General features: G+C 63.0%; 11 protein-coding genes. All 11 read left to right on the top strand.

Going from position 1 to position 12,827, the window contains the following annotated elements; translation table 11 throughout:
• Positions 1–39 precede the first annotated feature (39 nt).
• The 11 genes from rfbA (at position 40) to BN3789_RS06270 (ending at position 12,711) form a co-directional block, all read left to right on the top strand.
• A complete protein-coding gene (rfbA, locus tag BN3789_RS06320) occupies positions 40–924 on the top strand; it encodes a glucose-1-phosphate thymidylyltransferase RfbA (protein ID WP_066831864.1) in 885 nt (294 codons plus the stop codon).
• Between the two features lie 29 nt (positions 925–953).
• The gene (locus BN3789_RS06315) at positions 954–2,408 is read left to right on the top strand and encodes a sugar nucleotide-binding protein (RefSeq protein ID WP_066831862.1); all 1,455 of its coding nucleotides are present in this window, start codon (positions 954–956) and stop codon (positions 2,406–2,408) included.
• Between the two features lie 168 nt (positions 2,409–2,576).
• Complete coding sequence (locus BN3789_RS06310; protein ID WP_066831860.1) at positions 2,577–2,843, top strand: PqqD family protein; 267 nt, start codon at positions 2,577–2,579, stop codon at positions 2,841–2,843.
• 2 nt (positions 2,844–2,845) lie between these two features.
• Positions 2,846–3,967: a radical SAM protein gene (locus BN3789_RS06305; protein WP_066831859.1), complete on the top strand. Its 1,122-nt coding sequence runs from the start codon at positions 2,846–2,848 to the stop codon at positions 3,965–3,967.
• Positions 3,968–4,677: 710 nt separating this feature from the next.
• Positions 4,678–5,559, top strand: a complete 882-nt coding sequence (locus BN3789_RS06300; RefSeq protein WP_066831857.1) for a LytR/AlgR family response regulator transcription factor — start codon at positions 4,678–4,680, stop codon at positions 5,557–5,559.
• A gap of 217 nt (positions 5,560–5,776) precedes the next feature.
• Complete coding sequence (locus BN3789_RS06295) at positions 5,777–6,640, top strand: LytTR family transcriptional regulator (RefSeq protein ID WP_066831856.1); 864 nt, start codon at positions 5,777–5,779, stop codon at positions 6,638–6,640.
• Positions 6,641–7,302: 662 nt separating this feature from the next.
• Entirely contained in the window at positions 7,303–8,865 is a 1,563-nt protein-coding gene (gene istA, locus BN3789_RS06290; RefSeq protein ID WP_066829446.1) for an IS21 family transposase, read from the top strand.
• Between the two features lie 4 nt (positions 8,866–8,869).
• The gene (locus tag BN3789_RS06285) at positions 8,870–9,616 is read left to right on the top strand and encodes an ATP-binding protein (RefSeq protein WP_066830455.1); all 747 of its coding nucleotides are present in this window, start codon (positions 8,870–8,872) and stop codon (positions 9,614–9,616) included.
• A 181-nt stretch (positions 9,617–9,797) separates the two neighbouring features.
• Entirely contained in the window at positions 9,798–10,445 is a 648-nt protein-coding gene (locus BN3789_RS06280; protein WP_066831854.1) for a hypothetical protein, read from the top strand.
• Positions 10,446–10,447: 2 nt separating this feature from the next.
• Positions 10,448–10,963: a S24/S26 family peptidase gene (locus BN3789_RS12910; RefSeq protein WP_066831852.1), complete on the top strand. Its 516-nt coding sequence runs from the start codon at positions 10,448–10,450 to the stop codon at positions 10,961–10,963.
• The gene (locus BN3789_RS06270; RefSeq protein WP_066831850.1) at positions 10,960–12,711 is read left to right on the top strand and encodes an ABC transporter ATP-binding protein; all 1,752 of its coding nucleotides are present in this window, start codon (positions 10,960–10,962) and stop codon (positions 12,709–12,711) included. The genes BN3789_RS12910 and BN3789_RS06270 overlap by 4 nt, the downstream gene beginning before the upstream one ends.
• Positions 12,712–12,827 lie beyond the last annotated feature (116 nt).

Genomic DNA, 12,827 nt, shown 5'->3' with positions numbered 1-12,827 from the left:
GTCGGATTCTCTTGTCTACCCCATCAGCAGGGAGGTCTCATGAGGGGAATCATTCTAGCGGGCGGAACGGGTACGAGGCTGTATCCGCTCACGCTTGTGACGTCGAAGCAACTTCTGCCCGTCTACGATAAGCCCATGATCTACTACCCGCTCTCAACGCTCATGCTTGCGGGCATTCGAGACATTCTGATTATCTCGACGCCATGGGACGTTCCGAATTTCCAGAGGCTGCTCGGCGACGGCGCTCGGTTCGGTCTTTCATTGAGCTACGCCGAGCAGCCTTCGCCGGACGGCCTTGCCCAAGCGTTCATCATCGGTGAGGAGTTTGCCGGTGGAGGACCGTGCGCCCTCGTGCTCGGAGACAACATTTTTTATGGAGGCGGGCTGTCGGCAAGGCTGCGCAGCGCCGTGGCGCGGGCGCAGCAGGGTGTCGCTACGATTTTCGGCTACCACGTCGACGATCCGCAGCGTTTTGGCGTCGTGGAGTTCAACGAGCGCGGGCAGGCGGTGTCCATCGAGGAGAAGCCGGAGCAGCCTAAATCCCATTATGCGGTGACCGGCTTGTATTTCTACGATGAGCGCGTGTGCGACTACGCGCGTCGCGTGAAGCCTTCAGCGCGCGGGGAGCTTGAGATTACAGATCTGAACCAACTATATCTCAAGGCAGGGGCTCTTTCCGTCGAGACACTCGGGCGTGGATTCGCATGGTTGGATACGGGGACGATGGAGAGCCTTCACGAGGCTTCCGAGTTCGTTCGGTCCGTCGAGCGAAGTCAAGGGCTTCCGGTGAGCGTTCCGGAGGAAATCGCTTGGGAAAACGGGTGGATTTCTACCGAGGATTTGCTGAATGCGGCGCACGCGTACGGAAAAAGCGTGTACGGCAGGCATCTCGAACGCGTTGCAGCAGGGGAGATCATTCGGTGAACAGCGGTAATAGAGATCAGGTGGCACGGATGACGTCATGGGAATTTGAAAAGCGCCTGAGCGCTGAGCAAACGGACATCCCCGGGCTCATGATTCTTGAGCTCCCCGTTCATGGTGATGAGCGCGGATGGTTTAAGGAGAATTGGCAGCGGGAGAAGATGGTGGCGCTTGGTGTTCCGGACTTCAGGCCGGTGCAGAACAATGTCAGCTTCAACTTCCGACGGGGAGTGACGCGCGGCATCCATGCGGAGCCGTGGGACAAGTTTATCTCGCTGGCACGTGGTTCTGCCTTTTGCGCGTGGGTCGACCTGCGGGAGGATAGCCCGTGCTTTGGGCGGGTGTACACGTGCGTTCTCGATCCGAGTCGCGCGGCGTTCGTCCCGCGCGGCGTCGGGAACTCATTCCAAGCGCTCGAGGACGAGACGATCTACTCGTATCTGGTCAACGACCACTGGTCTGCAGACAGCAGGGGCCTGTATACATATGTCAATCTTGCCGACCCGACGCTCAAGATCCCATGGCCCATTCCGCTTGACCGTTGCTCGTTGTCCGCGGCGGACCGGCATCATCCGCCTTTGTGCGAGGTGGCGCCCATGGCTCCTCGTCGCATGCTTGTTACGGGATGCTCTGGGCAGGTTGGCCGTGCGTTGCGACGCGAGATCGAATTGCGGGGAGAGGCGGGGCGCTGCGATTTCGTCGATATCGATACGTTCGATATCGCTGATCCATCGGCCTACGACCGCATTGTCTGGAGTAGGTACGGCGCGGTTATCAATTGCGCGGCTTGGACGGCCGTCGACCGTGCCGAGACGGAAGAGGGCCGTGCATCCTGTTGGAGAGCCAATGCGACCGGGCCTGCCCTGCTTGCCCGCGCGTGCTCAGAAAGCGGTGCCATCTTGGTGCACATCTCGAGCGACTACGTGTTCGATGGCGTGAGAGACCTCCATGACGAACGTGAGCCGCCTGCGCCGCTCGGCGCGTATGGGCAGAGCAAGGCCGCGGGAGACGCTGCGGTTTCGGTCTGCCCGCATCATTACATCGTTCGCACGGGATGGGTGGTCGGTGAGGGGCATAATTTCGTAAGGACCATGGAATCTCTCTCTGATCGCTGCGCGGACGAAGATGATGGGCTGGATGAGGTGCAGGTTGTTGACGACCAGCTTGGGCGCCTGACGTTTGCATCGGATTTGGCTCGGGCAATCATGCATCTTCTGGACACATCCGCCCCTTATGGCATCTACAACATGACCAATACCGGCAGGGTTGCATCGTGGGCGGATATCGCGCGGTGTGTATTTGCCTTGAAGCACAAGAATGAGGAAAGGGTGGTTCCCGTGAATACCGAGCGCTATCGCTCGGGCATTGCGGGGCCGTATTCGCCTCGTCCCACGCATTCGACGCTCAGCCTGTCGAAGATCGAGGCGACGGGATTCTGCGCGCCCGACTGGGAACTGCGACTTGAGGAGTATGTTTGCGGAAGATGACGTGGGCATCTGCAGCTCAGCTGTCCACACGGGTTCCTATGTTTTTAGGGACAGGCTGCCGTTCGTTTCGCAATTGCTCACCATCCGTGTCACGTCGAATAATGTGACACGATGTCGACTTCGACCATCCATACAATGAATTCACCAGCTCCTCGGAAGGAGGTGCCTATGAAAATTGCCAAAGGATTCGTTCGTCGGGCGGTCGGCGATTCGTACATGGTTGTGCCGGTCGGCATGCGGACACAAGACATCCCCGGTGTGATAGCGCTTTCAGAAACGGGAGACTTCATTTGGCGGAAACTGGAGAACGGTGCCACCGAGGAAGAGCTTGTCGATGCGTTGCTCGCAGAGTATGACGTGGATAGGCAGCGTGCCGAAGCGGGGGTTCGCGGCTTTGTGGCAGAGCTCGCCGACAAGGGCTGGCTGGAGGACTAGCGATGTTCGACTTCTCGGACAAGGGATGGGTCGAGTTCCAGGATTACGTGCGCAGCCAGGCACGCGAGCTCGGTACGCCGGCGTTCGGAACGTTCGAGCTGACGCCGTTGTGTAACTTCGTCTGCAAGATGTGCTACGTTCGGCTCGATCCGGGGCGCATGCGTGAGCTCGGTCGCCTGCGCACGGCGGACGAGTGGATCGATATGGCGCGGCAGGTCTTGAGCGCCGGAGCGATCGGAATCACGCTGACCGGCGGCGAGGTGTTGACCCGTCCGGATTTCGCTGAGATTTACGAGGGAATCGTCGATCAGGGTGCCCTGGTGTCGGTTTTGAGCAACGGGTCCCTGGTCGATGGGAGCATCGTCAGGCTGTTCTCCACGCGTCCTCCAGCGCATCTGCGCTTCACGCTGTACGGCGCTTCGAACGAGACGTATGAGCTGCTTTGCGGGGTCGATAACGGATTTGACCGAGTGATGAGCGCTTTGCGCATGTTGCAGGATGCCGGCATCAGGTTTTCTCTTGCGTTTACCGAGACGTCCATCAATATTCAGGATTTCGATGGCGTGTGCGCCATAGCGCAAGATTTTGATGTTCCGATTGTTTTTGGCACAGGACTTGTTCCCGGTGTGCGGGGCGCGGCGAATTCAGTCGATAACCTGCGGGTTGAGAAGCCGAAGGTACTTCGATCCAACGTTTCGTTTGGAACGAATCGGACTGGGGGCGATTGTAAGGATAGGCTACCTGCTATGCATCCGTTCGCGCGGTGCCGTTCGTATCGCAACTCGTTTTGGATTGACTGGAATGGGGATATGGAGATGTGCAGCTTCATGTCCTCATGTAAAGCCAAGCCCTTTGAAGATGGGTTTGCGCTTGCATGGCGGCAGCTTCTCGAGTACCTAGACGGCATCCGGTCTCCCAGCGAATGCGCGGACTGCAATCATCGATATCTGTGTGCTGCGTGTCCGGGCGTTTTGGAGGCAGAAACTGGCTCACCTGAGTGCGTGTGCGATCGGATGTGCAGCGCGGCTCGAACATTGGCACAAGAGGTTGGACGCCTCAAGAAAGGAGTTGAAGAGCATGAAGAGGGAATACACGGATCCTATCATGAAAATCTATGTGATTGACGCGGACGAACGCGTTACGGCGGCGTGTTACGGAGGATCCTGCTATACGCAGATCGTCGACGGCTGTTCGGAGATTCTGGTTGGTGGCGCGAGCGACTGTTCTTGCACGTTCGGAACGATGAACCAAGGGTCTGCATAGCACGGCGTAAAAAGCCCTTTTGCCGTTTCGTGCGGTGATGGTTTTAACATCTGGGGAAATCTGGTATCAAATCTCCCGCCTTGGTACGGGGCACATCGATGTGTCATACCGTATGACCTGCGGTAACGCAAAACGACCATGGGCTAAAGGACGCCTGGTTCCGGCCAACGGCCGAAAACCGGAAGACTGTTGATACCAAATTACAGCAAAGGGCGCTTGGACGGGCCGTCCAAGCGCCCTTACGCACGGTCAACATGGTTGGAAGCGGTCCGGGGCGCAAACATGCGGCACACGTCATAGCACGCGTACCAATTCCGAGGCTCGATGCGCGGGTCTGCGCCAGGTTGGAGTCCATGCGTCGCGATGGGCCGACTTGTGTTGTCGGGCGTTTTGCTGAACCAGAACGCGCGCCGGTGGGTAAGAACATGAGGTAATCAAACGTGCCTTGACGAGATTCGATCTTTACGCAGGGCGGACCATCTGCATAAGTCCGCCGTCGGTGCCGGCGGGCAGCTCGATGCCGCTCGCGTTGCAACGTACATCTGGTCGAAATAAAAGGTGGTGTGAAGGTATGCGCTCTGAGATGGTGGACAAGCGCCAGATGGCGGAGGCGTTCGTACGCGACTTCTTTCGTCGATTTTGGGAAAACGACGAGGCGTACATCGAGCGCGTCGCGGCGAGCGATTTCGTGATGATCGCGGCGCAGGATGATCAATACTGTCTCGACCGCGACCAGGCGCTTGCGTTGTATCGAGACCTGATGCGCTCGGTGTCGGATATCGCCATCATCGACGAGGACTATACCACCGTGATGACGAAAGGCGAGGTCACGGTCGTGTCGGGCTCGTTTTACGGCGTCAGCAATCCGGATTCCGGCGTCGCCTTCAGCGCGCGCCAGCGCGTGACCGCCGTGCTGCGCGACGCCCCCGGCGATACGTTTCAGGTCGTTCACCTCCATATCTCGAATCCTCTGTCGATCTCGCGCAAAGGGGAGTACTATCCCGTGAATTTCTCGCACGAGGCATATCGCTACGTGCGCATGCTGTCGAGCCAGCACAGCGACCGCGCGAGCATCGAGGTACGCGAGATCGGGGGCGCCATGCATGTGCTGCGCATCTTTGACGTCGTGTTCCTTGAGGCGGACCGTCAGTACACCATGATCCACTGCCTTTCGAAGACCCTGCGCTCCCGCCAGGGAATCGGCGCGCTGTCCAAGCGCTTTCCGGCGAATCGCTTCTTCGAGGTGCGTCGCGGCTGCATCGTGAACATCTTGCACGTGCTGTCGTGGGATGCCGCCAAAGTCGTTCTCACCGGCGATATCGAGATCCCCATTCCGATTCGCCGGTCCTCCGAGGTTCGCGAGCGAATCGAGGACCTTCGAAAATCGGTGTCGGGAAGCTCTTGGGATCTGCAGGGCTTTGATGGGGACCATCGGGATTTGACGAGCGCATGACCCCCGAAACGTGAGAGGCGCCCAAAGGGTGCGCATCTTCGCGCCCCCCTTGGAGCGGCAAACGGTTTCATTCCCGTGTCGTGCATATCGCTTTTATGCGGTTGCGTATAGGATTCTTCTAGAATGGCTGACATAACGCGAGGCGCGCGAGCCATCTTTTGGTATGCATAGGAAAACGATGCGGTGTGCAGGCATGCCTGCATGAGAGGCGAGGTGTATGCGCGAATCCGATAGGAGCAGCAAGCCCGTTGAGCTGGTGCGTTCATTCTGCAGGGCATCCTGGACCGGGGCGATCGACTGGGATGATGCGTTTCTGGCCGCACGGGACCTGTCATGGGTGGGGTCTCTCGAGAGCCAGTACCTGCTCAATCGCGAGCAGACGAAGGCTATGTACGAAGGGGGCATCTCAAAGACGCTTCCGGCCGTCGTGATCTCCGACGAGGACTTTCGTGAAATCGCATCTGAAGACGGCGTGCATGTGGTGATCGGGACATTTGTCGTAACGAGCAATCCGAAGGAAGGGCATGCATATCGCGTGCGCCAGCGCACCACGGCGGTGCTGCGCGAGACCGAGGACGGTTACGAGCTCGTGCATCAGCATGCGTCGAATCCGACGGCGCTCCTGCACAAGGGCAAGGAGCTGCCCTTAGACCTATCGAAGGATTCATACTGGCATATCGCGTTGCTGGCCGCGCAGTACCATGATGACGAGTCGATTGAAATGCGCGACGTGACGGGGCGGTCCCATGTGCTGAGGCCGTTTGACATCGTTCGGCTCGAGGCGGACCGGCAGCGCACATACGTTCATTGCATCGATGGGTCCTTTTGCATCCGAATGGGCATCGGTGCCGTCGGGAGCAGTCTTCCTCAAAACGACTTCGTTCTTCTGAGGCGCGGGTGCGTGGCCAACATCGCCCATGTGCGAGGTTGGAATGCCGATGAGGTGCTGCTTACCGGTGACGTGACGGTGAGGCTGCCCTCTCGCCGTTCCGAGGAGATTCGCCGCGAGCTGCGCCTCAAGCGCGCGACGTTCATCGAGCGCGCAAGCGAGGCCGCTGCATCCGAGGGAAGCGCCGACTAACCGCTTCCTCGCCCGGCACCGGGCACCGGCGGCCCGTTCTTGCCTACAGGAACGAACGTTATCAATTGTGAACGAACGAGATGCCCTTCGTCTCTCGAGATGCTGACCGTTCGTTCGGCGCAGATTTCAAATTCAAGTCGTCGCCGTTCATCATCAGGCCCTTTGTACAGGCGAAACGATACGAACGAGGCTCATCTGGTTTTGAATCCGCCCCATGTGGGGTTTCGGGGCGCCCATTCGTTTCGGCCGTGCCACACATTCGTTAACACCTTTTCAGTCTTAAGGTCGGCTCAAGGTTGCGTACATACAATGATTCAAACACGAAAGTCGTTCTGCTATGAGTCAGTTTTGACCGGTTATCGTTGAGGACATGACGCAAGAGGTTGCATATGTACTTGACACTTTGCGACATACCTATTGAATGGAGGGGCACCGACTGCCCGCGTGATCTGGCGGTCTTCGGCCGGGCCGATGCGGGGCACGACCGTCCCCGGTTGATCATTGAGTAATCGCCCGCTTCAGAGCATGCGATATTGCGAATGGGAGCCGCTGGTGGCCAACGTCAGATATTGGCATAGAGAGCCATCGATATTTCGCAAGGGAGCCGCCTGCTGCTACCTTCGTCTTGCCATGTCGGAGTCAAGACGAAGGAGGTTTTCAGCATGGCGAATAGAATCAGGGCCAAGGACATCTTGAGGCTCGACGGGTCCGGGCTGTCGGGGCGCACCATCGCAGCGTCCCTCGGCGTGTCGCGCAACAGCGTGACCGCGGTGCTCGCCGCGGCCAAGCGGGAGGGCTTCGGGTGGGAGGACGCCCGCCCGCTCTCGGACCGCGAGGTCTACGACCGCCTTTTCCCCGAGAGGGCGCACGAGGCCACCGTCTACCCCGATCCCGACTGGGGGCGCATCCACAGGGAGCTCGCCCGCGACGGGGTGACGCTCAAGCGCCTGCACGCCGAGTACCGGGACGCGTGCTCCGCGAGGGGCGAGGCGTCGATGGGTTACGACCGCTTCTGCAAGCGCTACCGCGAGTTCACCGTGAGGAAAAGCGTCGTGAGCCGCGTCGGGCACAAGGCGGGAAGGATCATGGAGGTCGACTGGGCCGGGCCGACGATGGCGGTCGTCGACCCGGCGACGGGCGAGGTCTCCAAGGTCTACCTGTTCGTGGCCTGCCTGCCCTTCAGCCGCATGTCGTGGGTCGAGCCGACGCTCGACATGAAGCAGGATACATGGCTTCGCTGCCACGTGCACGCATTCGGCTACTTCGGCGGCGCGGCTCCCTGCATCGTGCCGGACAACCTCAAGACGGGCGTCAAGCGCCATCCCCGCGAGGGCGAGGTCGTCATCAACGACGCATACCGGGAGATGGCAGCCCATTACGGGGCGGCGGTGATGCCCGCGCGCGTGAGGAGGCCGCGCGACAAGCCCAGCGTGGAGAACGAGGTGTGGCAGGCGGCCACCGAGGTGATAGCGGCGCTGCGCGAAACGGTCTTCACGGACTTCGGCGCGCTCAAGGAGGCCGTCAGGAAGAAGGTCGACGAGCACAACTCCCGCCCCTTCTCCAAACGGGAGGGCACGCGGAGGCAGGTCTTCGAGGAGCAGGAACGCCCGCTCCTGAGGCCGCTGCCGGCCGTCCCCTACGAGGTCTGCGAGTGGGTGTACGGGCGCAAGGTCCAGCGCAACTGCCACGTGTCGTACAAGCGCAACTTCTACTCGGTGACCCATCTCGCCGTCGGCAGGACGGTCGACCTGCGCGTCACTGAGTCCACCGTCGAGGTCTTCCTGGGCGGAGAGCGGCTCGCGACCCACCCGCTGTTCCCGGCATACGCGCGCAACAGGTACTCGACGCACGAGGCCGACCTGCCGGACGGGGGGTCGTACTCGGACTGGGACGCCGGGCGAATCCGGCGCTGGGCGGAGAGGGTCGGCCCGTCGTGCGCCGGCGTCGTCGAGCGGATATTCCAGTCCGTGGAGTTCGAGGAGCAGGGGTTCAACGCCGCGCTCGCGGTGCTGAGGCTCTCGCACAAGTACTCCGCCCCGCGGCTCGAGAGGGCGTGCGAGATGGCGCTGGCGACGGGGAGGCGCTCACCGCGCTACCGGGATGTGGAGCCGATACTCAGGAGCAACCAGGACAGGCTCGCCGACGCCCGGGCGGGCGACGACGGCGGGCCGGGCGAGGACGAGGCCGGATACGTCCGGGGCGCGGACTTCTACGGGGAGGTGTAGGGAGATGGACCTCTCCGTGGAGACCAGGCGCAAGCTGCGCGACATGGGCGCATCCGACCTGCTCGACGCCTTCGCGGCGCAGGACGAGGGCATGTGCATGGGCATGACCTGCGCCGAGCGCGTGCAGATGGCCGTGGACGAGGCCCACTCGTCCTTCTTGACGTCCAAGGTGCGCAACCTCACCAAGCGCGCGGGCCTGCGCTATCCCGAGGCGGACGTGCGCTCCATAGACTTCTCGGAGGAGCGCGGGCTCGACCGGCTGCTCGTCACCGAGCTTTCGACCTGCGGGTTCGCCGAGCGCGGCCAGAACGTCGTGCTCCAGGGGCCGACGGGCACGGGGAAGACCTACCTGGCCTGCGCGCTCGCGAAGGCCGCCTGCCAGCGACGGATGCGCGCCTGCTACATACGCTGCCCCGACCTCGAGGAGGCGTGGCGCGAGGCGCGCGAGCGAACGGGCGGCGAGCGCAAGCTCACCCGCAAGTACGCCGCCTTCCAGGTGCTCGTGCTGGACGAGTGGCTGCTCGACCGCCCCGGCGAGCTGTTCCGGGGCTTCCTGCTCGAGCTCATGGAGGCGCGCTACGGCTCGTGCTCGACGGTTCTCTGCACCCAGTTCAGGCAGAAGGACTGGCACGCGCGGCTCGGGGGCGGCGTGCACGCCGACGCGATCATGGACCGCATCGTGCACGGCACCGCGTGGGTCGAGATGGGCGAGCTCAACATGAGGAGGAAGCTCGGCAGCGGATCCGGCTGACGAGCTGATGCCGGGCGCGGCTCCCTGCGGCACCGCGCCCGGCTCTCACGCGCAATACCCCCGGCTCCAGTTGGCAATATTTAGTGGCTTCTCTGCGGACGAATACTCAATCATCGAGGGCCGCTCCGTAGACGCCCTGCCCGACGTTCCGGAGCCGGAAGTGGTGACGGGGGTCACGGCCATGGCGCATCGGGGCGATGTCCTCGTGGGCTGGAACACCTACGAGGGCATGTCCGACCGCACCGCCGCCCTCGAGTTCGACGGCGCCCGCGCCACCGTCCTCATAGGCCCGCGCACCTGGGAGTGCTCCGTTCTCAACATGGTGATGCTCTCCCTGCTGCCGGTCGTGTCGCGCGCCGAGACCCTGTTGGTCCATGCCTCGCTGGTTGAGTACGACGGGCGCGCCGTCGCGTTCACGGCGGCGTCGGGAACCGGAAAGTCGACGCAGGCCGACCTGTGGGTCGAGCACCTCGGGGCCCAGATCATGAACGGCGACCGCGCATTCATCCGCCGCATCGACGGCCAATGGAACGCCTACGGTTCACCGTGGTCCGGCTCGTCGCCCTATGTGCGCAACGTGTGGGCCCCTTTGGCGGCCGTGGTCGTGCTCGAGCAGGCGCCGCGCAACCGGATTCGTCCGCTGGGCGCCCTGGAGATGATGCCGCGCCTCTACAACAACATCCGCTATCCGTTCTGGGATCAGGCGGCAACGGAAGCCTCGCTCGCCACGCTTGATGCCATGATGAAGGAGGTCCCGATCTACCTGCTGTCATGTCGTCCCGACGAGGAGGCGGCGCGCATGACGCGCGATGCGGTGTTCGGAGCGTAGCGATGGGCGCCCGCGACAGACATATCGAGCGCCATGCATATCGCGCAGACGAGCTCGCCGCGCTGGTCGCGGCGCTCGGGGCGGATGGCGCGCTGTGCCCGCTCGTGGTGAAGGGCACCAGCATGGTGCCGACGCTCCGCGAAGGCCGCGATACGGTCTACCTGCGCGCCGTCGACGCCGACGAGCCCCTGCACATCGGCGACGTCGTGTTTTTCTGGCGCGGGAGCCAGGTGGTGCTCCATCGCATTGTGGGCATGGCGGCGCCGGATATCCTGCGCATCAACGGCGACGGCCAGCTCTGGTGCGAAGAGGTCCCGCGCGCCCGGGTGTTCGCCGTCGTCGAGCGCGTCAAGCGCGGCCGCCGCGTGCTGCCCATGCGGACGGGCATCATGTATGTCTGGGGCGCGCTCTGGCTGCGCTGCCTGCCCATCCGCAGCCGGCTGTGGAGGCTGCCGGCGCCGATCAAGCGCGCCGTGCGCCGCGTCGGAAGCCTGGTGAGGGGCGGTGGCGGCGCATGAGCGAACTCAAGGGCTGGCTGGATCAGAAGCTCGGGCAGCTTCCCGATGACTGGATTGGCGCCGCGCGCTGGCTGCTCGGCATGCTCGGCGGCTACCGCGCCCGCTTGGGTCTGCTGAGCGCCCTGCGCACGTTGACGGTGCTGCTGGGCGTCGCCTCGGCGGCGGTCAACCGCGGCGTCATCGATGCGGCGGTGTCTCACGCTGACGGTATCTGGCTCGCCATCGGCCTGTTCATCGTCGTCCAGGTGTCGACGAGCGCGGTCTCGATCGGCCTGTCGTGGTTCTCCACGATGCTCGGCGAGCGGTTGTCCAACCATCTTCGCGAAGAGCTTTACCGCCGTCTGCTCGGCGGACGGTGGGATGCCCTGACGGGCCACCATAGCGAGCAGCTGCTGAGCCGGCTGACCAGCGACGTGTCTTCCATCTCGTCGGGGCTCACCGGCACCGCCGTGAGTCTGCTGGCGATGGTCGTGCAGGCGGTCGCCGCCTTCGCGCTCCTTATCCACTACGACGCGTCGCTCGCGTTGTTTGTGGCGGTGCTCACGCCGGTCGCCGTGCTGACGAGCGCCGTCTTGAGCATCCGCTTGCGCATGCTGCAGCAGAAGGTCCAGCAAGCCGAGGCGGACTACCGCCAGCGCGCCCAGGAGACCATCGCGCACGTCGAGGTCGTCAAGGCGTTCGGAGCCGAGTCGGACGAGGCCGAGACCCTCTCGAAGCTGCAGGGGGAGCACGAGCGGCTCGTCGCCCAGCGCGCCCTTTTGTCTGCCGTCGCCAACGGCGTCATGTCGTTCACCTTCGTGGGCGCCTATCTCTTCGCCTTCCTGCACGGGATCTTGGGCATCATGGGGGGCACGGTCACCTACGGCACCTTCGTGGCGTTCCTGTCGCTCGTGTCGCAGGTGCAGTCCTCGCTTGCAAGCTTGGGCGGCATCCTTCCGCGCGCCGCGTCGGTCATGGCCTCGGTGGCGCGCGTGCGCGAGGTGGCTGCTTTTGAGCAGGAGGCCCCCGTGCGCACGGATGCCCCGAGCGGTGCGTCCTGGCCCGCGTTGGGTATCGAGGCGCGCGATATGGGCTTCTCCTATGGCGCAGGCGGCGCGGGAGGCCAGAGCCAAGCGGTGCTCAGCGGCCTTTCCTGCTCAATCGCCCCTGGTGAGATCGTTGCCCTCATGGGTCTGTCGGGTGCGGGCAAGACGACGCTCGTTCGGCTCCTGCTCGGGCTGCTTGAGCCCACGTCGGGCACGCTCACCCTCACGTGCGACGGCGTGCCGCAATCCTGCATCGAGGCGCGTCCCCGTGTGGGCTACGTGCCGCAGGGCAACACGTTGTTCTCGGGGACGATTCGCGAGAACCTGCAGGTGGGGAACGCCGATGCGAGTGACGGGGAGATCGAGCGCGCGCTGGCGGACGTATCCGCCCTCGACTTCGTGCGCGGCCTGCCCGAGGGGCTCGGCACGCGCATCGGCGAGCGGGCGCTCGGGCTGTCCGAGGGTCAGGCGCAGCGCATCTCCATCGCGCGCGCCCTGCTGCGGCGATCGGGGCTTCTGCTGCTCGACGAGGCGACTTCTGCGCTCGACGAGGCGACGGAGCTTTCGATCATGCGGTCGCTGAGAGAGCGCAAGCCCCGTCCCACCTGCGTGCTCATCACGCATCGCCGGGAGGTGCTTCCCTTCTGCGACCGGGTGCTCGCCCTGCGCTCGGGGCCGGATGGCGGGGGATGCCTGGTGGAGGAGTCCGTCCCCACCTCGTGAGGGGCTGGCGCGCCTCGGGCCGTCTTTTATTTCTAATTCCCCGCCCTTCATTCCCCTGTGCAGCGAACAGGGGAGTAAAGGTGGGAAACTGTAGTCGACACGATAGGTCGGGAGTG

This window comes from Collinsella ihumii (assembly GCF_900046475.1).
GTDB classification, from domain to species: domain Bacteria; phylum Actinomycetota; class Coriobacteriia; order Coriobacteriales; family Coriobacteriaceae; genus Collinsella; species Collinsella ihumii.
This window is presented reverse-complemented; position numbering and strand designations above follow the sequence as displayed.

What these genes read in the sequence shown, in the direction of transcription:
- BN3789_RS06270 (WP_066831850.1), top strand. Translation starts at nt 10,960, where the DNA reads ATGAGCGAACTCAAGGGCTGGCTGGATCAGAAGCTCGGGCAGCTTCCC.
- BN3789_RS06285 (WP_066830455.1), top strand. Translation starts at nt 8,870, where the DNA reads ATGGACCTCTCCGTGGAGACCAGGCGCAAGCTGCGCGACATGGGCGCA.
- BN3789_RS12910 (WP_066831852.1), top strand. Translation starts at nt 10,448, where the DNA reads ATGGGCGCCCGCGACAGACATATCGAGCGCCATGCATATCGCGCAGAC.
- BN3789_RS06310 (WP_066831860.1), top strand. Translation starts at nt 2,577, where the DNA reads ATGAAAATTGCCAAAGGATTCGTTCGTCGGGCGGTCGGCGATTCGTAC.
- BN3789_RS06280 (WP_066831854.1), top strand. Translation starts at nt 9,798, where the DNA reads ATGGCGCATCGGGGCGATGTCCTCGTGGGCTGGAACACCTACGAGGGC.
- BN3789_RS06305 (WP_066831859.1), top strand. Translation starts at nt 2,846, where the DNA reads ATGTTCGACTTCTCGGACAAGGGATGGGTCGAGTTCCAGGATTACGTG.
- rfbA (WP_066831864.1), top strand. Translation starts at nt 40, where the DNA reads ATGAGGGGAATCATTCTAGCGGGCGGAACGGGTACGAGGCTGTATCCG.
- istA (WP_066829446.1), top strand. Translation starts at nt 7,303, where the DNA reads ATGGCGAATAGAATCAGGGCCAAGGACATCTTGAGGCTCGACGGGTCC.
- BN3789_RS06315 (WP_066831862.1), top strand. Translation starts at nt 954, where the DNA reads ATGACGTCATGGGAATTTGAAAAGCGCCTGAGCGCTGAGCAAACGGAC.
- BN3789_RS06295 (WP_066831856.1), top strand. Translation starts at nt 5,777, where the DNA reads ATGCGCGAATCCGATAGGAGCAGCAAGCCCGTTGAGCTGGTGCGTTCA.
- BN3789_RS06300 (WP_066831857.1), top strand. Translation starts at nt 4,678, where the DNA reads ATGCGCTCTGAGATGGTGGACAAGCGCCAGATGGCGGAGGCGTTCGTA.